Here is an 18,886-nt window from a genome sequence, read left to right on the forward strand (position 1 = left end):
CCCGGCTTTTGTGTTTTTGGAGGATAGGAACGGGGAAAATAATCCTATTTATCTCCGCCCGTCAAAAAAATGAGAAGCGGGATCGACAGAACGTTGCCCATGCATCCATTTGTTTGTCCCCGGATCACCGCCTCCTGGGAGCCGGACCATGCAAGTCGCGCGAAAGGAGAGCTTGGCGGCATGGCCGACCTCGCCGACAGGCGCTGTTACGGCATTATAGTCCGCCCGCACCGGCGCGCCGACCGCGCATGGAGCATTGGGGTGCTGAGGGCTATCGGCCAGAATTGTATTCGTGACTGGTGTCGGCGGCCGCCTAAGCCACTGCGCGTACGAGTGCTTCCTCGCGGATGCGGTTGACCATCGAGCGCAGACCGTTGGCGCGCTGCGAGGAAAGGTGTTCGACAAGGCCGATCTTGGAGAATACGTCGAAGGCATCGAGCGCAGCGATCTCGGAGGCCGTCTTGCCGGAATAGGTCGCCAGCACGATGGCTACGAGCCCGCGCACGATATGCGCGTCGGAGTCGCCCTCGAAAGTCATCACCGGATTGTCCGGGTCCCCCTCGGTGTGCGTGACCAGCCAGACCTGGCTGGCGCAGCCCATCACCTTGTTGGCCGATATCTTCTGGTCGTCGGGAAGGTCCGGAAGCGCCTTTCCAAGCTCGATCACATAGCGATAGCGGTCTTCCCAGTCGTCAAGGAAGGAGAAATCATCGAGGATCTGCTCGAGGGACGTCATGCATTCTGGCCTTTCGTTATCAAGATTCATATAGGTGAAACGTGGCCAGATTTGAACCATTAAAAAGAAACGCCGCAGAGGATGTGCATCCACGCGGCGCAGCAAAGGCTGAAAATAAACAGGGCAGGCACGTCAGGCACGAGACGTTCCGCGTCGTGCGGATCGTCGGCGCAAGCTTGGTTGCGGGAAGTCTCGTGGAATTCTCAGGTGGCGGGGCGCGGCGTCGGCAGCGGAATGGTGCCGGTCGTCACGGTGTCGGAGACGGCCTCGTCGCCGTCATCAACCGGCGGGCGATAGGGCAGCGGCTGGTTGAGGGCTGCGGTCCGTTCCTGCGCCGCGGTCTGGGCCTCGGCACGGGCCGGTGCAAGCGCCGCGACAGGAGCACTCGGCGCGATCGTCGCAACGGCAGGTTTGACGGAGTTATCGTCGCCGAAGCGGCTGTCCAACAGCTCGTAGGCGACACGGGCGCCTTCGCGAGCCCGGTGGCCGAGGGCTGTCATGGTCTCGGCGCCCTTGACACAGACCTCCGGCTTCTCGCCGCACATGCCGGTCACATAGTCATAGACACCTGTCGCCGCGACAAAGGCGTCGGAAACCTGCAATTTCGGCCGGGGACCTGTAGAGCTTTCGCCGCTGAAAAACGACAAGAGCACGAGCACAAGCCCGAACCAGAATGATCCTTTGATCAGAAACCACATCGTCGTTGCCCATCCTGATTTGCCGTTCGGTCTTGCTGCCGAATCGGTCCGGTCTTCCGGTGTGCTTTGACCTTAGAGCAGAGTTGCGAATGCCAGTTTTCGAAACTCGTCGGCATTTGCGGCAAATTTAGCTCGAATTTTAATGAACGGGATTTGCACCACATTTCAGTCAAATTGTAGCGAGTGTCGTTAAGCATGTGGCGGGCCACCTCCTGTAATTGCAGGCAAACCTTGCGGCGAAGCTGCCACAAAGGTTAATGGCAGTCCGAAATGTGAGCGAAATCCGTCGCTTACCGCCCGTTAACCGTAAAAACCAAAGCCGCTTTCAGATGCCCAAAAACGGGACATTTCGCTCTTTTGCGGTGCGGAGGCGGCTTTTCCCTTATCCTTTCTTTAAGCGCCCAAGGCCTATTGTCCGCCTTGGTAAAGAGCCTTTTTCGGGCGGGTATTGCGTGCGTGTAATGAGTAAGATCGCAGAGCGGGCGGCAGCCCTCGTGGACCGGGTAGTCGGAAGCTGGCTCTCCCGCACAGGCGGCGGTGCGGCCGTGCGCCAGCGCGAACTGATGATCCTGCGCCGGTTGGCATTGCTGTCGTCGGCGGCTCTCGTTGCAGCACCCGTCGGGCTCTCCCTGGTCACCAGTCCCGCTGTCGCACTGCCGGTAGGTGTCGCGACCGTGTGCGCGGCTTTCCTCTTCTCCGCAGTGGGCAGCATTGCGCTGTCGCGCCAGAGCACGGCAACGGCGGCGGTCGCCCCGCCCATTGCCGAAGACTTTTTCATGGAGGCAACGGCCGGTCTCGCCTTGTTCCTCGACCCACAGGGCAACGTCACCACCGTCGGCGGTCGCGACAAGCGCGAGTATCTCGCCTGGATACGCGATCCGATCGGCAAGGGCTTCGTCGACCAGATACACGTCTCCGACCGCATCCTTTTCCTGCAGGCGCTGGATCAGTTGCGCCAGGGCGAGGCGACGGCCGCCGTCGACCTGCGCCTGGAGCGCCCGTCCGTTTCGCGCGACAACCGGCAGTTTGCCTATCTGCGCATGGACCTGACGGCGCGGCATGACAGCGACGGCGTGTTCTTCAGCGTGATTGCCCAGCTGCGCGACGTCTCGATGGAGCAGCAGTTGCGGCAGGAAGCGCAGAGCCGTGCCGCCGACGCCCGCACGGCCAACGACGCAAAATCGCGGTTCCTCGCCGCCGTCAGCCACGAGCTGCGCACGCCACTCAATGCCATCCTCGGCTTCTCCGACATTCTGCTCGGCGAGTATTTCGGCAAGTTTGAGAACGAACGCCAGCGGGAATATGTCGGTCTTGTCAGGGACTCCGGCGCGCACCTGCTTTCGGTCGTCAACACCATGCTCGACATGAGCAAGATCGAAGCCGGCCGCTACGAGCTATGCCTCGAACCCTTCGACATTGCTGCCGTCGTCCGTTCCTGCGAGGCAATGCTGGCGCTGCAGGCGAAGACCAAGGGTGTGACGCTGACGAGCCGCGTGCAGCGCGGTCTTGACGAGGTCGTTGCGGATCAGCGCGCGATCCAGCAGATCCTGATCAATCTGGTCGGCAATGCCGTGAAGTTCACTGATGCCGGCGGCGCGATCTCGATCGATGCCTCGATGCGCGACGGCGTTCTGAACCTTTCCGTCAGTGATACCGGCATCGGCATACCGGGCGACAAGCTGGAAATGCTCGGCCAACCTTTTGTCCAGATCCAGAACGACTATAGCCGTCGCTTCGAAGGCACGGGGCTCGGTCTGTCGCTGGTGAAGGGTTTGGTGGCGTTGCATGGTGGCGACTTCGCTATCGCCAGCACGCCGGGCTCCGGCACGATCATCACGATTTCCATCGCAGCGGATGGCTCTGGCGTTCCGGCTGCGGGTACTGCCCGCAACGATCTTGTCGAGTTCCCGCCGCGACTGAAGGCTGCGCCGGCGCTTGTCGGTGTTTTGGAAGAAGGGCTTTTCGATGGCCGCGAGCAAGCGAAAATCGCCTAAGGGAAGGAGGGGCCGGCAGCAGAGGCCGGGCCTGCTTCTCACCGGGGCATCCGTCGTTGGCGGATTGGGACTGCGGGGCGCAAGCGCGCTGGGCTGCGTGATTGGCCGCAACCCGTCGGTTGCTGGCGGCACTGCAGCCTTCCTGGTCATCTTCAGCTTCGTTGCCGCCAACGCGCTCTGGTATCAGCCGGGCGCACATCCGCATCCGTTCCTGCGCACGCGTGATGCGCTTTTCCCGAATGTGCTTGGCGGCCGCCCGGCCGCCGAGGAGCACAGTGGCAACGTCACGACCTTCAAGATCGAGCGGCAGGACGAGGCCGACGCCACGCAGACCAATGCGACGCCGCCGGCCGCTCCCGGTGGCCAGCGGCCGAGCCAGATCGTCATGGACATCCAGACCGAGCTGGTACGGCGCGGCCTCTACAACGGCACGCCGGATGGCGTGATTGGTCCGCGCACCAGTGCGGCGATCCTCTTCTTCGAGGAAACCGTGGGCATGCCGCAGACGGGCGACGCGACGCCCGACGTGCTGGCAGCGCTGAGAACGGACTCGGTCGGCCCCTCGGCGGTTCCGCTGGAAAAGCCGCCCGAGGACGTGACCTCGAAGGAATCCTCTGAGGATCCGGTCGCCGCCGCCATCCGCAGTGCCGAAAGAAACATCAAGACCGCGCCGACACCCGCAAGGAAGGCAGTCCAATCGGCGGAACTGTCGAGCGTCGACCTCGTCTTGAAGATCCAGAAGGGTCTCAGCAACATGGCCTATGCCAATGTCGGCGTCGACGGCGTGCCGGGCGAACAGACCCGCACCGCCATCCGCCACTTCCAGAAGCACTACAACCTTCCCGAGAACGGTGAACCCAGCGAGGCGGTCCTGAAGAAGCTCAAGGAAATTGGCGCGCTCTAAAGGTTGCCGCAGTAGCGACACAATTATAGCGCGAATCTCGGGCGAGGACCAATATCAATCGCTCGGGGCGACCGCAGCATTGCCACTGCCCGTTTGTCTGCTATAGGACGCCGATGAGATTACGCACTGACATCTTTGTCTCCGCCCTTCTGCGCCGGGTTTTCGCCAAGGGCGGCTTTGCCGCTGTCGAGGCGAAGGGCGCCGACGAGGCAGGCGCCGTCTTCATCCGCCAGCACTTCCGCGATGGTCTTGAGACGCTTTATGGCCCTGCTCCACAAAGTTTTTTCGACGAAGAAACGACCGGCGCCCGGCTGTTCGAGCAGCGGTTGACGCGCAAAGAGCCTGACAGGATCAGGGAAATGCTCGAGCGCGAGCGGAAGTTTGACCCGGACCTCTGGATCATCGAGCTGGAAGCCGAGGATCTCGGCGATATCGTTCCGCTTGTCGATGAGCGTCAGAACCCGCTCTAGACAGGATCAGCGTGTGCGGCCGATGATGCGCCTGTCTCGGGCCGGCGGCACCTCGTGGGCGGGGTGGGCCGTTTCTGTTTCCTCGGGCAGGTAGGTGTAGGTGTCCGCGCGGCGCCAGGCTTCGACGCGGGCACTGCACTCTTCCGGATCGAGCCCGTCCAGCACCATCCAAGCGCGCGTAACGCTGTGCTGCGGTTCCGCGAGGTGAGGATAGAGCCTTTCGAGCACGAAGACGGCCTCGAGGAAATCCATGCCGAGACTGATGAGAGTGGTCGCCAGCTGCTGTCCTGAGATATCGAGCATGATGCGCTCGGCCAGCCAGCGGCTTGCGGAAAGCCCATCGGCAAGCGCCTTGGCAAAGAGCACTGCCTCGCGGTTGCGGGCGAAGCGGACGAGCAGTGCGCCCTGGATCGGCGACAGGTTCCTGAGCCCCAGGCGATCGCCGTCCGGACGGCTGACGTGACGCGCCAGTTCCCGGATCCTGTTGCGCATTTCTTCTTCGTTGGCGCGGCGTGCGGCAGCTTCCGCGTCCTCGAGGGACGTGGGAGCCGGTGGTTCGGGTGGCACGATACTGGGCGCCTCGACCTCGACCGGTGCCGCCAGCCGCTGTTCGGCCTGACGCAGACCGACCAGAGCGTCGATGACCCGCGGCGAAAGGGCATTCCGGCTGACGATCGCCTTCATGTGCGCGCTACCCTGCGTGCGCGCGATCGTGATCAGGGTTTCGTCGTCGATCGCCGGCGAGGAGGTGAGGAAGGGTGCCGCAATGTCGATCGGCTGGCTGCCGACGAAAAGCGCAACGGCCGGCGGAATATGCGCGCATTGGGAAAGAGCAGCCACGGCCTGTCGCCTTGCCTCATCGGAGGATGCCTGAAACAGCGGCGTGAAGAGTTCGGCGAATTGGCGCAGTTCGGAGCGGGTCGGCGGTTGCAATCCCTCGAAGCTGCTGACAGTCGCCATGAGAACCACGTCCTTCTTCCGGCTGGCGGATGGGGCCTCTAGGTCTCGGAACCGGTCACGCACAAGAACACACCCTGGAAACGCAAAAAAGGGATGCCGCGGGACTGGACGTAGAGAGACGCCCCTTACCCCACATAGGTTATGAACAAATCCTACATGGGCAGGGTTAATGGTTGCTGAAGACTTTATTAAAATTGTGCCGAAAGGCGCCATCGCCTGAGGCCGCGTCCGAGACTAAAGCCCTTTGTGTCCGCGCAGCGCCGCCAAGAGCCTTTCGGCGTTATTGTTTCCCGATTGGTAGAGGTCGAGGGCCGCGGAGGCTGCCAGTTGCGCCTCGGGGCTCTTGATGTCGATCCGCTTTTCCGCACACCAGGCATCGAGCGCATTGCGAAGCACATCAAGGTCCTCGGGGGAGAATGTCGAACCGATAAACAAAGACATTTTAGCCCCTTCCTTGTCCGTGGTGAACGGAACAGCGCCCAGCCGACCGGCCTCGAAACCCTGGCCGATCGTACAACCATACCGGTATCGCTGAGGACCGCAATTGATATTTTTGTGACAGGGACCTGCCACACTGACGTCCAGCTGGCCCCGTTGACACAACCTCCATTAAGTATATGAATTAATGCTAATATCATTGTGACATTGTGGACTGAATCTTCTTGTGAGACGTTTGAAACCAAAAGACGGCACGGCGCGTTTACAGAGCGTCGTACAAGCAGCGAATGTCCACGCATGAAATTAACGATCTGTTAACCGTCATATGTCTCAATTCGGGTATGAACGGCGGTCGAGTGCTTCGGTCGTCCGGTTTCACATCACGGTATTTCAAACAGGTGCCGTGAGAAAAGCGCGAATGCCTTCTAGCCCGGTCGGGCTCTGCAGGACGCGCTGGCTCGCATAGGCGGGCAGGGTGAGATTGCGCAGTTCATCCGTCTCGGGCCGTGCATGGAGACGAGAATGGCAATAGTCGTCGCATTGGCGGACCGTCTGTCTCAGACGCGACGCCGCAAGGGCAAGAAACCAGTCGAGGCACAGATCCTGCTTTTCACCGGCGTGCGTTACGAGCGCCTCACGGAAAGCTCGAAGCGTTCCTCCGCGCATCGCGTTTCGCGGGCAAAGAAATAGAGAGATTGCTTCAGTTCGAGGAGCCGGCATACTCGTCGCAGCCGGCCTCCGCGAGAAAGTTCCTTGCGGCCGCGTCAAAGCTCGCCTGGGGCGCCAATGTCCTCAGCACCGCATAGCCCTGCGAACGCGTGCTTTCCACGAGAATGGTCTTCTGCAGATCCGGCGGCAAAGCCTTGCGAAGCTCCGTCAGCTGGATCGGCGTTCCGATCAGAACATCGAGCGCGCCTCCGACTGACGTCCTGTCATTCATGCTGAAGACCTCGTTCGATGCCTCGTCATAGAGTGCGATCGACCAGAATGGCACATTGCCCTTGGCGGTCAGGCGGACCGGACTTTCCTCGATATCGAACGCGCAGACCGCGGTGCGGACAAAGGGATCGTCGTTGGAAAGCCCGGCCGCGTCATCGGTAGCACCCAGCAGGTAGAACTTGTCGAGATCGCCCTCGGCAGCGACGCGGGTCGCGGCATCCCTGCCGGTAAAGTGCGGCAGCGACAGGATGATGACGAGATGCAGCAGCGCCGCCCCGAAAAGTCCCGCAAGAATGGCAAACAGGACCCTAAGCATTGCCGCATCCGGTTTTCTGGAGCTTCGGCATGGAAAGGTCGATGACGCCGGAACTGCCCGCCGTCGGGGTATCGAACAGGGTCAGAACGAGCTGGAACGTGCCCGCCGCCGGCAGTGCCAGCCAATTTCCGGGCCGGGCGTGCGCTGCAATCTCGATCGAGAAGCTGCTGTCGGCCTGCCGCAGCACCGTCCAGGAATTCATCGCACCGGGAAGTCCTGGCCGCAGCGAGGCCGGGTTGCCGCTATTGTCTGCGGTAAACAGGGTCCAGATGCGGGCAGGCGGCGTCTGCCCTGTGATGCGGTAGCTGCAGCCGGCATTCAGCCGATCGCCCGCATCGTCGACCTTGGCGGTGAACATCAGGCCTTCGGCATTTCCATAGAGCAGGCGCCCGGCCCGCGCTCTATGCGATTTCGCATAGGGGTCGGCGCTTTCCGTTTGCAGTTCGGGGAAGGCTTCCCAAGCGCCGAGCTTGATCGCGCCGAAGCCAGCCGTTGCATCCAGCGCGTAGAGCGAAATCATGATCCCGCCGCCAAAGGCGATAATCAGAGTCATCGCTATGAAGAGAGGAAACCGAAACACTATGCGCCCTTGAGAAACAAATCAGTTGAAAGGGTTACCACTGATTCTGGCTGCGCGGAATGGCGCAGGGCTCTGCCAGCGGCATATCCCGGCAAAACGGAACAACGCTGGGCTGTCCGCCGCCCTCTGCAAGAGGCGCAGCCGATGGCCGAAGACTGAAATTGTCGATGGCACATGGACGACGCCGCCCGTCATAAAGGGGTAACCGCAACCCGTAAAGGCCGCTTGTGGTGCATTCCGGCCGACCCAACTCGCGGGTTGTTATACTGGTCCGGCTTTGGCAAGGATGAGGAATGCCAAGGATGAGGAATGCATTGCCCAGCCCTGCTGGAAACGGGAGAAGGACCGACATAGGCTGAGACCAAATATTTCAATCTCATTGTCGGATTGGCAAAAGCTGGTTCGTCCTAGGGGCATTCATAGTATTCTATCCATAGGAGGTGGCATCATGCCCAACACGATACGTCTTCACCGCGTCCTGGCGGCCAGTCCTGAGAAAGTCTATCGCGCATTCCTCGAGCCGGATGCACTGGCGAAATGGCTTCCGCCAAATGGGTTTGCCTGCACGGTGCACCATTTGGAGCCAACCGTCGGCGGAACACACAAGATGTCCTTCCGGAATTTCACGACCGGAAAAAGTCATGCCTTCGGTGGCAACTATCTTGAACTGGTGCCAGGCGAGAAGCTTCGTTACACGGACAAATTCGACGACCCCAACTTGCCTGGTGAAATGGAGGTTACAGTGACGTTGAAGAAGGTCTCGGTCGGCACCGAACTCGATGTCGTCCAGGCGGGAGTACCGGACGTTATTCCCCCGGAGGCATGCTATCTCGGCTGGCAGGAATCGCTTCGCAATCTGGCAAGGCTCGTCGAGCCGGAAATCAACGAATGAGCCTCAAAGCCTGCGGAGAGCAGGTTCGACTGCTTGGTCTGAGAGGCAAGAGCAAGGGGAAAGGCGGAGCTTAGCGACTGAGGCCGCCTGCCTTCGGCGAAGGCCGGTTCTTCCAACGCTACGTGAAAACGCGCAAGGGGGGCCCTCTTGGCAATCAGTCGCGATGACGCCTCTTGGCGCAAAGCGGAAGCGTACGATATTCCGCTCGTGACCAAGCGGACACGTTGGCGGACACGTTGTGGGGTTCCGTTAATCTCATTGGCACCGGCCGTGTGCTTCGCGCAGCTGCCATCCAGTGAGCAGCCAATCCATTGTCGGATTTTGTTGCGCCCGCCCCACGCGGCTCGTGTCTGGACCGGGCGAAACTATCAGCGCGCACATCACATCTCAACGGCAGCAATCGGCGCAAAGCGACGTTTTCGCAACGTGGGATCGTTATTGAGCTCGAGGTGGTGGCCCTCAGTCGGCGCTCGCCACCTTTTGCGCCGTAAGCGGTGGGGCCGCCTTCAGCGCCTGTCCAATGTCCTTAAGAATACGCGTCGAATCGACCGAGAGCATCCGCGGGCGAACGAGGGGAGGCGGGCTGCCTTCCTCGGGCTCGGCGGCAACGGTCTTGACCGTCTTATCAGGCGGCAGCGGCTGTGTGCCGGGGATTTGCCGGAGGGTGATGCCCTGGTGGGCATAGTCCATCGCGCGCTTGAAGGTCATGGCCGGCAGCGAGCCGCCGGTCATCTTGTTGGTCGAGGTGTAGTCGTCATTGCCGAACCAGACGGCGGCGGTGTAGTTGCCGGTGTAGCCAATGAACCAGGCGTCACGATAGGCCTGCGTCGTGCCCGTCTTGCCGGCCGTCAGGATGCCGTTGTCGAGGGCTGCCTTGCGCGCAGTGCCGACATAGGGGACGCGCGACAGCATCTGGTTCATATAGGTATCGGCCTTCTCGGAGAGCACCCGCTTGGCGGGCGGCTCGTCACGGTCGAAGTCGTAGAGGACGTCACCCCCGTAATCCAGAACCTGCGTGATGCCGTGACGGCGCGACTGGTAGCCGCCCGCCGGGAAGACGGCGTAGGCGGTCGCCTGGTCGAGCACGGTCACTTCTGAGGTGCCGATCGGGATCGTCACGTCGTCGCGCACCGGCGATTCGACCCCGAGATTCTTCGCCATCGCGCGGATCGGCTGGATGCCTAGCTTCTCCTTGGCGAGGCGCACCGGGATGGTGTTGATCGACTGGGCAATGGCGGTCGCGATGGTGACACGGCCGGCATATTTGTTGGCGTAGTTATGCGGGCTCCAGTTGCCCCAGTAGATCGGCGCGTCGACGACGATGGTGTCGGGCGTCATGCCGCTCTCCATCGCCACCGAATAGGTGTAGACCTTGAAGGACGAGCCCGGCTGGCGCAGCGCCTTGGTGGCGCGGTTGAACTGGCTTTCGCCATAGTCCCGGCCGCCGACCATGGCGCGCACCGCACCGCCGTTTTCGAGCACGACCATCGCGCCCTGCTTGGCGTGATAGCTCTCGCCATACTCGCGCAACGACGTTTCGACGGAATCTTCGGCCGCACTCTGCAGGCCCATGTCGATCGTGGTCCGGACGACGAGCGAATGCTGATGGAAGCGTGGCGACAACCGCATCACCTCATCAAAGGCCCAGTCGAGGAAGAAATCGGGCGATTCTACCTGGTTGCGGTCGACGACCGTCGCCGGATTGCGCCGGGCGGCGATCACCTGGCCCTCGGTCATCAGGCCGCTTTGGACGAGATTGGTCAACACCTCGTTGGCGCGACCGCGCGCCGCCGGCAGGTTGACGTGCGGCGCATATTTCGCCGGCGCCTTGAACAGGCCGGCAAGCATCGCGGATTCGGCCAGATTGACATCGGTGATGCTCTTGCCGAAATAGAACTGTGCCGCCGCAGCAGCACCAAACGTGCCGCCGCCCATATAGGCGCGGTCCAGGTAGGTGGAGAGAATTTCCTTCTTGGAGAGGTTGGCTTCGAGCCACAAGGCCAGGAAGGCTTCCGTGATCTTTCGATCGATCGACCGTTCGTTGGAGAGGAACAGGTTCTTGGCGAGCTGCTGCGTCAGCGTCGAGCCGCCCTGCACGACTTCGCCGGCCTGGGCGTTGGTGACCACCGCGCGGAAGAGGCCGATGACGTCGATGCCGAAGTGGTCGAAGAAGCGGCGGTCTTCGGTTGCCAGCACCGATTTGATCAGTGCATCAGGCAGCTCATCGATCGGGACGGAATTCTGGTGGATGACGCCGCGATGGCCGATGACGTTGCCGTAGCGGTCGAGGAAGGTGACGGCGTAGTCGCCGCGATTGCGCCAATCTTCCTTGGTAGCCTCGAAGGCAGGCTGGGCAAGGGTTAGCATCAGGACGGCGGCGACAGCGCCGAGCGTCAGGCCTTCCCCGCCGAGTTCAAAGACGATGCGCTTCCAACCGCGGACGCGGAAGCGGCGAAAGAAGATGGTGATGTCTTCCCAGATTTCGGCCGAGCGAAAACCGGCGTTCCAGATGGTCGAATCGATCCACGAGTCGATCTTCAGCAACAGGTGGCGTTGCTTGCGCGGCCGTTTTTCTGGATTGTCCGGATCCGTCACGTCTTATATTCCCGCCCGATCAGTCACTTCGACGTCGGGGGAACCTGACGCCGGACTATGGCAAATCTGCCGACAGTGCCCCGGAGCAACCGGAGCTTGGTGAATCATTGGTTGATTTGCCTGACAAGAACAAGAGAAATGGAAGCTCTCACGCGATTTTGCGAGGAGCTGTTGCAAGAACGGAATGATGGAAAAAATACCCTTCTGGAAGACGAAGACGCTCGCCGAGATGACGACAACGGAATGGGAGAGCCTGTGCGACGGCTGCGGCCTGTGTTGTCTCAACAAGCTCGAGGAGTGGGATAGCGGCGACATCTACTTCACGTCGATCCGCTGCAAGCTGCTCGACAATGAGAGTTGTCGCTGTGCCAGCTACGAAAACCGCTGGGACTTTGTGCCCGATTGCGTTCAGCTCACCAAGCAGAATGTCGACGAGATCGCCTGGCTGCCGCCGACCTGTGGCTACCGATTGATCAACGAGGGACGCGATCTCTACTGGTGGCATCCGCTGGTCTCCGGCGATCCCGAGACGGTGCACGCGGCCGGCATTTCGGCGCGCGGCCGCACGATCAGCGAAACCGAAGTCGATGTCGACGACTTCGAGGATTACGTGGTTGATTGGCCGCTCACGGTTGGCGACGAAGCGCGTGCCAAGCAGCCGGAGACGGCTAAGTAGTCCCGGACTGACCGGTCGTCTCAAGGAATTGCTTTAGCTCGCCGCGAACATAGGCTTCGATCGAGCCTTGCGGCTCGAAGCCCCACCAGAGCAGGCAGCCCTGCCACTGCGAGAGCATCAGCCTTCCAAGAGGCTTCTTGCCTTGGGCGTGAAGGCACTGGTCGAGCGCGTCGGCGAGCGTCCTGCCCCAGGCCGCACCGCGAGCACGCAAGGCCCGATCTCGCAGATCTTCCCTCAGGAGCAGCAATCCCTCCGCATAGGAGGCGACATCGTCGCCATAGTCCTTCGAAAGGCCGACGAGCAGGTCTATGGCCCCCTCGTACGTCGTTGGAACGGATTGGATCAGTCGGGCCGTTTCCATGTCCAGCCGGTCCCAGGCGCGCAGTAGGCAGGCTCGCAGCATTGCCGCCTTGGTGCCGAAACGCTGCACGAGCGTCGAGCCGGAAAGGCCGCTGATCTTCGATACCGCTCCGAAGCTTGCGGCATCCGGGCCTTCCGCATGCACGAGCTCCAGCACCATGTCGAGAAGCTGTTCGTCCGAAAGCGTGCGTGGGCGCGGCATCAAACTCCCTCTTGCGTTCGCGTTAAATATGAACGAACGTTCGTTTATATTCAAGTCGTGCGGTTAAACCGATCCATCGGGTTCTAGCGTGGAGGAGAAGCCAGTGACAGCAGACCTTTCGGGAAAGATTGCCCTCGTGGCCGGCGGCACCCGCGGTGCCGGTCGCGGCATTGCGGTGGAGTTGGGCGGTGCTGGCGCCACGGTCTACGTCACCGGCCGCACGACGCGGACAGAGCAATCGGAGTACGGCCGGCGGGAAACGATCGAGGAGACGGCCGACATGGTCACAGCCGCCGGCGGCAAGGGCATCGCTCTTCGCATCGACCATCTCGTGCCAGCGCAGGTCGAGGCACTGGTCGGCAGGATCCGCCGCGAGCAGGGCCGGCTCGACATCCTGGTCAACGATATCTGGGGCGGCGAGCATCTGACGGAGTGGAACAAGCCGGTTTGGGAGCATTCGCTGGAGAAGGGGCTTCACATGCTGCGGCTGGCGATCGACACCCACCTGATCACCGCGCACTACGCGCTGGCGCTGATGATCGAACGCCCCGGCGGCCTGCTGGTCGAACTGACCGATGGCACAGCCGAATACAATGCCACGCATTACCGCCTCTGCCCCTATTACGACCTCGTCAAGACGGGCGTCATCCGCATGGCCTGGGCGCATGCAAAGGACCTTGCGCCGCATGGCGCCACCGCGGTCGCCATCACGCCCGGCTGGATGCGATCGGAGATGATGCTCGATATCCTCGGCGTTCGCGAGGAGAACTGGCGCGATGCAACGGCGGTGCAGTCCCACTTCGTCATCTCCGAGACGCCGCGCTTTACCGGCCGCGCGGTCGCTGCACTTGCCGCCGATCCTGAACGCGCCCGCTGGAACGGCCAGTCGCTCTCGAGCGGCGGGCTGGCCAAGGTCTACGGTTTCGACGACGTGGACGGTTCGCGGCCGGATTGCTGGCGCTACATGGACGAGGTGATGGAAGCCGAAAAGCCGGCCGACGCGACCGGCTATCGTTGAATCGGATTAGCCGGACGGGATGACAACGAACTGTTTTTGCAGTGTTTTCGGCGCGGCGTTCCGCCAAGACTTGCGCACGAGATCCCGCACCAGTTCGTCGCTCGCCTTGCCGTAGAAGAGCCGGGTCGAGCCGCGCAGTCCCCAGCCCCCGGGCACGGCAGTCGTATCGTCGGGTGCCACAGCCAGCGTCATATGCTGCTGGTCGGGAGTCAGGCGGACGACGCAGTAGTCCTGATCCGGCATCGTCAAGAATATCTTGCTGCGCACGCGGAAGTCGCGCGTGCCGTGGTGCGCGCTCTCGACCGCCTCCGGCAGGCTGAGCGCAAACGAAATGACCTCGTCCTGGTTCATGCTCTTAAAATTAGCACATGCTGATAGGCGCGGGCCAATCAGAAAAACTCACGCGGCCGCCCCTCGCCGGCCGCTACGGCGGCACGCGGGTCGGGCGTCAGAAGCTGGACGGCGAGCTGATCGAGGATCGCGAAGACGCGCTCTGGCGGCGCGAGTTGATCGAGGCCGCCACGATCCGCTTCACTGGCGAACTCAGGCGTGTCGTCGTTGCCGTCGATCCGCCGGCGGCGGGCGCCGCAATCCTGCTGCGGCATCGTCGTGGCAGGAGTGGAGGCGTCGTCGGGCCGGGCTGTGGTGCTTGCCGATTGTTCGCTGCAGGGGGCAAGCCCGGCCGGCCGGGCAAGCGCGGTGGTGCGGGCTTACCGGCGCTTTTCGGCCGACCGCGTGGTCGCCGAGATCAACCAGGGCGGCGACAAGGTCGCCGCGATGCGGAAGAGCCTCGACGAGAGGCTGCCGGTCTCGACCGCGCGCCACCCGCGGTGAGTATCTGAGGGCCGAGCCGGTCGCCGCACTCCACGAGCAGGGGCGAGTTGCCCATGCCGGCCGCTCGCCCGACCGGCTGGATGCGCTGGTCTGGACGTTGACGGCATTGACGCTGGAGGGAAATGGAGGACCCCGGGTGAGGGGTATCTGAAGGCTTAGCGTTGCGGCTGCGGCTGGGGCGGGCGCGGGGTCTGCCGCTCGGGGCGGACCTGGCGCCACTCGTTTTCGAGCTGGTCGATGACATGCTGGGGAATGGTCGGCTGATTGCTGTTGCCAGGCTGCTGCATGCTCTCCTCCGAGTGCTTGATTTAACGGTGAGTTAATCACTGGCACGGCTTAAACTACGTGTAAATCAGGCGCTTAAACACTTTAAACGATTGAATTAATTTTAATCGATTGAGGCGCAAAGCGCCGTACCACTTTTTGAGGCGGGTATCATGGTTATCCACATCGACAGGCCCTTCTTCTTCGACACGGTGCGGGGTGCGCTCTTCAAGGGTGCTCTGAATCAGCCGCAGGTGGAGGGCATGACGGCGATCCTCGACTTCTGGGAGGACCGGATGCCCGACACAGATCCGCGCTGGCTCGCCTACATCATGGCGACCGCCTATCACGAGACGGCCTACACGATGCAGCCGGTGCGCGAGACGCTGGCGGCGACCGACGCCCGGGCGATCGAGATCCTGGAAAACGCTTATGCAGGCGGCAAGCTCTCCTGGGTGAAGACGCCCTACTGGCGGCCGGACGAGGACGGCAAGAGCTGGCTCGGCCGCGGCCTGGTGCAGCTCACCCACAAGCGCAATTACGAGGCCATGAGCCGGCTGACCGGCATCGATCTCGTGGCCGAACCCGACCGGGCGATGGAGATGGACGCTGCCGTTTCGATCCTGATCGAAGGCATGGTGCAGGGCTCCTTTGCCACTCACAAGCTCGCCGACCATCTGAACGAGACGACGGACGACTGGATCAATGCGCGCCGCATCGTCAACGGCACAGACCGGGCGGAGAAGCTCGCCGGCTACGGCAAGAGCTTTCTTGCGGCGATCCGCCGCGAGCAGCCGAAGGGCCGGCTTGCGCGGTTGAAGGCCTGGCTCGTGCGTGCTATCGCGCGGGTCTTCGGCTACACCCTGACAGGAGTTTCCGCGTGATCCGCCACATCGTCTTCTTCACAGCGCCTGCGGAAAATCTGGATGAAGTGCGCGCCGGCCTGTCGATCCTGACGGCCATCCCGCACGCCCGCCTGCTGGAGATCGGCACCAACGTCAAGACCGACCAGCTCGGAACCGACGTCGACCTCGTGGTCTACGGCGAATTCGACGACGAGGCGGCACTCGCCGCCTACAAGGCACATCCCGACTACCAGCGCTCCATCGACCTCGTGCGCCCGATCCGCGAAATGCGGATGGCGGCGGACTATGAGAGCGACGCGGCCGTGAAGCAGCCGCTGGGGTGATGGTGTCGGCAAGTTGCCGCGTTGTCCACTAAGCTTGGGGTAGCGCCAGCGTCCGCTTTGCGCCGATATTGTTCTCCAATGGTCAAGGAGCGGCAGCTCGATTAAAAGCATTGTGGGCGCTTTCGAGAGCCTGCGTTCTCTCCGTGCTCAGGTGGCACTTGATGAGGTAAGCTGGGTTTGGAGCGGATTGGTTAAAAGCGCAGTCGGCCGATCTTCTTGGCCGCATGCTACAGTATCGGCGCCGTCGTCCATTCCCTCCCTGGGCGTCGCTCCGCTCGGGAGCTCGTTTCGGTCTCCTATCCGGGCGATCGTTTGGTATGCGGCTTTGAACTCGGTGCCTGCCTGAGCATTGGCCAGCCGCCGTGCGAGAGCAATCCGCGCCTTTCGCGTCGTCGACTGCCTTGCGAGCGCCAGCGCCCAGTCCTTCAGCTTCAAGAAGGGTGCTAGCATTACAGTTGTATTTTAGTTTTGAGGTGAGCTCGTCGAGCGGCCGCCTGATGGGCGCGCCTCCAGCATGACCATGCGATGATGTAGGCGGGGCTTATGCGACGCTGAGCGAGTCTTATGGCGATGCGCCGGACTTCCTGGATAGACCAGCGGATCAAGTCCTGATGGTCGGCATCCGCGGTCTTTTTTGGGGCGTCGCGTCATTGGCGCGGTACCGGATCACCGCCATCATGGCGAAGGCAAGCATGACGAGGGAGACGTGGCGATGCCAGCCATGCCATGACCGGGTTTCATTGTGATCGAGTCCGAGCTCGTTCTTGGCGGTCTCGAAGCTGTCTTCGATCGCCCAGCGATGGCCTTCAACGGAAACGAGCGTCTGGATGTCCGTCCCGGCCAGGCACCATGTGGTGAAGAATGCGAGATCACCGTCGCTGATATTGCGCCGGATCAGGAGGCCACGGGTCCAAAGCCCAGATGTCGTCTCGTTGTATTCGTCGGCATCGAGGTCGGCGAGTTCGCAATAGGCCCAGTCATGAAGCCGCGCGCCTTTGGTGCCCTCACCGGCGGAAAGACGTTGCCATGCACTTGGATCGAGATCACGGGCGATCTCCTGCGCTGTGCCGGCGACCGGAGGCTTACCCGACCAGGAGCCGAAATGGTGGTCCGATTTAACCCCAAGAACGTAGCCTTTGCAGGCTCGACGCAGGGTCCCTTCAACGTCCCCGACGCCATAGACCGCATCTGCGGCCACCCATGAAAACGGCACATCGGCTGCCAGCGCACGCCGTATCATCTCGACAGCCAGGCCTGGCTTGGTAGCGAAGGCTGTAGCCTGAGGAACATGAGCTGCTGCCAGCCTTGCCGGATCGCCGGTCCAGCTTTTGGGCAAGTACAGGGCCCGATCGATAAAGGCATGACCGCGAACGGACACATAGGCGGCGAACACACCGATCTGGCAGTTCGTTATCTTGCCAGCCGAACCTGTATATTGACGTGCAACACCGCACGATGTCTTGCCCTGCTTGAGGAAGCCCGTCTCGTCGATGACCAGGACCGCATCATCCGTGGCGAGGTTTTCTACGACATACTCTCGCACGATGTCGCGAAGTGCGTCCGCGTCCCAGCGCCCGCGCCCCAGAATGGCTTGTTGCCGCCACGGGCCGGGATCACCGGCCGCCTCAGCACGCATCCAACCTGTCTTACGCCGCTCGTCACCCAGCAAGCCGTCCAGGAAAAGGTTCGCAGAGGCTGCAACTCGCTCCTGCGTAAACAGTCTGCGCATGCGAGCCTTCACGTCGCGCAACGATGATGCCCAAAGCTCAAGCGTAGTCTCGATTGATGCACCTGTCATCCATGACCTCCGAATCATGGAGACCCATAGATTCAGACCACAGATAGATATGCAACTGTAATGCTAGGGCGTAAACCCATTAATGTTCTTGGCGTTTTGCGTGCCTCGTGATTCAAGGCTTCCGAATGAGGAGCCATGATGACACGCCGCCGCTACGAACTCACGGACCAGGAATGGTCGATTATTTCGCCACTTCTTCCCAACAAGCCGCGCGGCGTTCCCCGTGTCGACGACCGACGGGTGTTGAATGGCATCCTTTGGCGCTTCCGAACAGGCTCTCCTTGGGCGGAAGTTCCTGAGCGGTATGGGCCGCCAACCACCTGCTACAACCGCTTCGTCCGCTGGCGGAAGGCTGGTGTCTGGGATCGGCTTCTTGAAGCGGTTTCAGAAGCTTACGATGGCGACATCGTCATGATCGACTCGACCTGTGTTCGCGTTCACCAGCACGCGGCCACGGGAAAAAAGGGGATCAAGACGATGGTGGCATGGGACGTTCCCGCGGCGGGCTCACGAGCAAAATCCACGCGCTCGTCGATGCTGAAGGTCGGCCCGTCACGCTCCGTCTGACCGGCGGGCAGATTGCTGATTGCACTGAAGCCGATGCGCTGACTGACAGCCTCGGCGAAGGCGACATCCTGCTTGCCGACAAGGGCTATGACAGCAACGCCATCCGGGCTAAGGCGGCCGCGCGCAAAGCCTGGGCCAACATCCCGCCCAAAGCAAATCGGACGGGCTCCTTCTCATTCTCGCGCTGGGTTTATCGGCAGCGAAACCTCGTGGAGCGGTTTTTCAACAAGATCAAACAGTTCAGAGGTATCGCCACACGCTACGACAAGCGCCCGGAAAACTATCTCGCCGCTGTCAAACTTGTCGCGGCGCGCATCTGGTGTCAGAGTTTATGAGTCGACGCCCTAGACCAGTTGGCGCTGAAGAAGGCGCGGCCCCGCTCTGCCTGAGGACACAGAGCCGGCGCGAACCGAAGGCGAAGCTCTATGTTGCAGAGCTGCGGTTCAGGGCAGTGAC

At 61.8% G+C, this 18,886-nt stretch carries 20 protein-coding genes and 3 pseudogenes; 11 read left to right on the top strand and 12 right to left on the bottom strand.

Annotated features, from left to right (window positions below):
* Window positions 1–313: 313 nt before the first annotated feature.
* The gene (locus tag WGT02_RS07100; RefSeq protein ID WP_024313784.1) at window positions 314–736 is read right to left on the bottom strand and encodes a SufE family protein; all 423 of its coding nucleotides are present in this window, start codon (window positions 734–736) and stop codon (window positions 314–316) included.
* A 203-nt stretch (window positions 737–939) separates the two neighbouring features.
* Complete coding sequence (locus WGT02_RS07105) at window positions 940–1,434, bottom strand: DUF5330 domain-containing protein (RefSeq protein ID WP_024313783.1); 495 nt, start codon at window positions 1,432–1,434, stop codon at window positions 940–942.
* Window positions 1,435–1,895: 461 nt separating this feature from the next.
* On the opposite strand from WGT02_RS07105, the gene WGT02_RS07110 reads away from it, so the two are divergent.
* The 3 genes from WGT02_RS07110 (at window position 1,896) to WGT02_RS07120 (ending at window position 4,802) form a co-directional block, all read left to right on the top strand.
* Complete coding sequence (locus WGT02_RS07110) at window positions 1,896–3,428, top strand: HAMP domain-containing sensor histidine kinase (protein WP_208248546.1); 1,533 nt, start codon at window positions 1,896–1,898, stop codon at window positions 3,426–3,428.
* Window positions 3,400–4,332 carry a peptidoglycan-binding domain-containing protein gene (locus WGT02_RS07115; protein WP_024313781.1) on the top strand — a complete coding sequence of 311 codons (933 nt, stop codon included), beginning with the start codon at window positions 3,400–3,402 and terminating at the stop codon, window positions 4,330–4,332. Before WGT02_RS07110 ends, WGT02_RS07115 begins: the two co-directional genes overlap by 29 nt.
* A 113-nt stretch (window positions 4,333–4,445) precedes the next feature.
* Window positions 4,446–4,802 (top strand): DUF1491 family protein, encoded by a 357-nt coding sequence (locus WGT02_RS07120; protein WP_024313780.1) that lies wholly within the window; start codon window positions 4,446–4,448, stop codon window positions 4,800–4,802.
* A 6-nt stretch (window positions 4,803–4,808) separates the two neighbouring features.
* On the opposite strand, the gene WGT02_RS07125 is transcribed toward WGT02_RS07120, so the two are convergent.
* Both WGT02_RS07125 and WGT02_RS07130 read right to left on the bottom strand, forming a co-directional pair.
* Entirely contained in the window at window positions 4,809–5,825 is a 1,017-nt protein-coding gene (locus WGT02_RS07125; protein WP_024313779.1) for a DUF2336 domain-containing protein, read from the bottom strand.
* A gap of 171 nt (window positions 5,826–5,996) precedes the next feature.
* Window positions 5,997–6,203 (bottom strand): hypothetical protein, encoded by a 207-nt coding sequence (locus WGT02_RS07130; RefSeq protein ID WP_024313778.1) that lies wholly within the window; start codon window positions 6,201–6,203, stop codon window positions 5,997–5,999.
* A 519-nt stretch (window positions 6,204–6,722) separates the two neighbouring features.
* Here WGT02_RS07130 and WGT02_RS07135 point away from each other — a divergent pair.
* A complete protein-coding gene (locus WGT02_RS07135; protein WP_167371542.1) occupies window positions 6,723–6,890 on the top strand; it encodes a hypothetical protein in 168 nt (55 codons plus the stop codon).
* A 10-nt stretch (window positions 6,891–6,900) separates the two neighbouring features.
* Here the strand turns inward: WGT02_RS07135 and WGT02_RS07140 are convergent, their stop codons facing one another.
* Both WGT02_RS07140 and WGT02_RS07145 read right to left on the bottom strand, forming a co-directional pair.
* On the bottom strand, window positions 6,901–7,455 hold the full coding sequence (locus WGT02_RS07140) for a DUF1254 domain-containing protein (RefSeq protein ID WP_024313777.1): 555 nt from the start codon (window positions 7,453–7,455) through the stop codon (window positions 6,901–6,903).
* Window positions 7,448–8,035 (bottom strand): DUF1214 domain-containing protein, encoded by a 588-nt coding sequence (locus tag WGT02_RS07145; protein ID WP_024313776.1) that lies wholly within the window; start codon window positions 8,033–8,035, stop codon window positions 7,448–7,450. The genes WGT02_RS07140 and WGT02_RS07145 overlap by 8 nt, the downstream gene beginning before the upstream one ends.
* A 448-nt stretch (window positions 8,036–8,483) precedes the next feature.
* Here WGT02_RS07145 and WGT02_RS07150 point away from each other — a divergent pair, with 448 nt between their 5' ends.
* On the top strand, window positions 8,484–8,927 hold the full coding sequence (locus WGT02_RS07150; protein ID WP_024313775.1) for an SRPBCC family protein: 444 nt from the start codon (window positions 8,484–8,486) through the stop codon (window positions 8,925–8,927).
* Between the two features lie 459 nt (window positions 8,928–9,386).
* Here WGT02_RS07150 and WGT02_RS07155 read toward each other — a convergent pair whose 3' ends face one another.
* Window positions 9,387–11,522, bottom strand: coding sequence for a transglycosylase domain-containing protein (locus tag WGT02_RS07155; RefSeq protein WP_024313774.1), 2,136 nt, complete (start codon window positions 11,520–11,522; stop codon window positions 9,387–9,389).
* A gap of 187 nt (window positions 11,523–11,709) precedes the next feature.
* On the opposite strand from WGT02_RS07155, the gene WGT02_RS07160 reads away from it, so the two are divergent.
* A complete protein-coding gene (locus WGT02_RS07160; RefSeq protein WP_024313773.1) occupies window positions 11,710–12,198 on the top strand; it encodes a YcgN family cysteine cluster protein in 489 nt (162 codons plus the stop codon).
* Here WGT02_RS07160 and WGT02_RS07165 read toward each other — a convergent pair.
* Window positions 12,191–12,760 (bottom strand): TetR/AcrR family transcriptional regulator, encoded by a 570-nt coding sequence (locus tag WGT02_RS07165; RefSeq protein WP_024313772.1) that lies wholly within the window; start codon window positions 12,758–12,760, stop codon window positions 12,191–12,193. The genes WGT02_RS07160 and WGT02_RS07165 overlap by 8 nt on opposite strands.
* Window positions 12,761–12,863: 103 nt before the next feature.
* Here WGT02_RS07165 and WGT02_RS07170 point away from each other — a divergent pair, with 103 nt between their 5' ends.
* Window positions 12,864–13,778 carry an SDR family oxidoreductase gene (locus WGT02_RS07170; protein WP_208248544.1) on the top strand — a complete coding sequence of 305 codons (915 nt, stop codon included), beginning with the start codon at window positions 12,864–12,866 and terminating at the stop codon, window positions 13,776–13,778.
* A gap of 6 nt (window positions 13,779–13,784) precedes the next feature.
* Here the strand turns inward: WGT02_RS07170 and WGT02_RS07175 are convergent, their stop codons facing one another.
* Window positions 13,785–14,129: an MmcQ/YjbR family DNA-binding protein gene (locus WGT02_RS07175; RefSeq protein ID WP_208248542.1), complete on the bottom strand. Its 345-nt coding sequence runs from the start codon at window positions 14,127–14,129 to the stop codon at window positions 13,785–13,787.
* Between the two features lie 62 nt (window positions 14,130–14,191).
* On the opposite strand from WGT02_RS07175, the pseudogene WGT02_RS07180 reads away from it, so the two are divergent.
* Window positions 14,192–14,763, top strand: a pseudogene (locus WGT02_RS07180) (DNA-packaging protein); the annotation flags it as partial.
* Window positions 14,764–14,767: 4 nt separating this feature from the next.
* Here the strand turns inward: WGT02_RS07180 and WGT02_RS07185 are convergent.
* Window positions 14,768–14,899, bottom strand: a complete 132-nt coding sequence (locus tag WGT02_RS07185; RefSeq protein ID WP_258579391.1) for a hypothetical protein — start codon at window positions 14,897–14,899, stop codon at window positions 14,768–14,770.
* Window positions 14,900–15,049: 150 nt separating this feature from the next.
* On the opposite strand from WGT02_RS07185, the gene WGT02_RS07190 reads away from it, so the two are divergent.
* Together WGT02_RS07190 and WGT02_RS07195 are read left to right on the top strand one after the other, a co-directional pair.
* Window positions 15,050–15,760 (top strand): glycoside hydrolase family 19 protein, encoded by a 711-nt coding sequence (locus WGT02_RS07190; RefSeq protein WP_208248540.1) that lies wholly within the window; start codon window positions 15,050–15,052, stop codon window positions 15,758–15,760.
* Complete coding sequence (locus WGT02_RS07195; RefSeq protein WP_024313767.1) at window positions 15,757–16,065, top strand: Dabb family protein; 309 nt, start codon at window positions 15,757–15,759, stop codon at window positions 16,063–16,065. The genes WGT02_RS07190 and WGT02_RS07195 overlap by 4 nt, the downstream gene beginning before the upstream one ends.
* 318 nt (window positions 16,066–16,383) lie before the next feature.
* On the opposite strand, the pseudogene WGT02_RS07200 reads toward WGT02_RS07195, so the two are convergent.
* Window positions 16,384–16,500 (bottom strand): annotated as a pseudogene (locus WGT02_RS07200) (IS110 family transposase); the annotation flags it as partial.
* A 166-nt stretch (window positions 16,501–16,666) separates the two neighbouring features.
* Entirely contained in the window at window positions 16,667–17,881 is a 1,215-nt protein-coding gene (locus tag WGT02_RS07205) for an IS701 family transposase (protein ID WP_208244986.1), read from the bottom strand.
* A gap of 120 nt (window positions 17,882–18,001) precedes the next feature.
* Between WGT02_RS07205 and WGT02_RS07210 the strand changes: the two are divergent.
* A pseudogene (locus WGT02_RS07210) lies at window positions 18,002–18,765 on the top strand (IS5 family transposase).
* Window positions 18,766–18,886: the final 121 nt, after the last annotated feature.

The sequence above is a fragment of the Rhizobium sp. T1470 genome (genome assembly GCF_042140505.1).
In the GTDB taxonomy this organism is placed as follows: domain Bacteria; phylum Pseudomonadota; class Alphaproteobacteria; order Rhizobiales; family Rhizobiaceae; genus Rhizobium; species Rhizobium favelukesii.

What these genes read in the sequence shown, in the direction of transcription:
- WGT02_RS07185 (WP_258579391.1), bottom strand. Translation starts at nt 14,899, where the DNA reads ATGCAGCAGCCTGGCAACAGCAATCAGCCGACCATTCCCCAGCATGTC.
- WGT02_RS07150 (WP_024313775.1), top strand. Translation starts at nt 8,484, where the DNA reads ATGCCCAACACGATACGTCTTCACCGCGTCCTGGCGGCCAGTCCTGAG.
- WGT02_RS07140 (WP_024313777.1), bottom strand. Translation starts at nt 7,455, where the DNA reads ATGCTTAGGGTCCTGTTTGCCATTCTTGCGGGACTTTTCGGGGCGGCG.
- WGT02_RS07190 (WP_208248540.1), top strand. Translation starts at nt 15,050, where the DNA reads ATGGTTATCCACATCGACAGGCCCTTCTTCTTCGACACGGTGCGGGGT.
- WGT02_RS07135 (WP_167371542.1), top strand. Translation starts at nt 6,723, where the DNA reads ATGGCAATAGTCGTCGCATTGGCGGACCGTCTGTCTCAGACGCGACGC.
- WGT02_RS07115 (WP_024313781.1), top strand. Translation starts at nt 3,400, where the DNA reads ATGGCCGCGAGCAAGCGAAAATCGCCTAAGGGAAGGAGGGGCCGGCAG.
- WGT02_RS07205 (WP_208244986.1), bottom strand. Translation starts at nt 17,881, where the DNA reads ATGATTCGGAGGTCATGGATGACAGGTGCATCAATCGAGACTACGCTT.
- WGT02_RS07160 (WP_024313773.1), top strand. Translation starts at nt 11,710, where the DNA reads ATGGAAAAAATACCCTTCTGGAAGACGAAGACGCTCGCCGAGATGACG.
- WGT02_RS07165 (WP_024313772.1), bottom strand. Translation starts at nt 12,760, where the DNA reads ATGCCGCGCCCACGCACGCTTTCGGACGAACAGCTTCTCGACATGGTG.
- WGT02_RS07100 (WP_024313784.1), bottom strand. Translation starts at nt 736, where the DNA reads ATGACGTCCCTCGAGCAGATCCTCGATGATTTCTCCTTCCTTGACGAC.
- WGT02_RS07110 (WP_208248546.1), top strand. Translation starts at nt 1,896, where the DNA reads ATGAGTAAGATCGCAGAGCGGGCGGCAGCCCTCGTGGACCGGGTAGTC.
- WGT02_RS07120 (WP_024313780.1), top strand. Translation starts at nt 4,446, where the DNA reads ATGAGATTACGCACTGACATCTTTGTCTCCGCCCTTCTGCGCCGGGTT.
- WGT02_RS07130 (WP_024313778.1), bottom strand. Translation starts at nt 6,203, where the DNA reads ATGTCTTTGTTTATCGGTTCGACATTCTCCCCCGAGGACCTTGATGTG.
- WGT02_RS07175 (WP_208248542.1), bottom strand. Translation starts at nt 14,129, where the DNA reads ATGAACCAGGACGAGGTCATTTCGTTTGCGCTCAGCCTGCCGGAGGCG.
- WGT02_RS07105 (WP_024313783.1), bottom strand. Translation starts at nt 1,434, where the DNA reads ATGTGGTTTCTGATCAAAGGATCATTCTGGTTCGGGCTTGTGCTCGTG.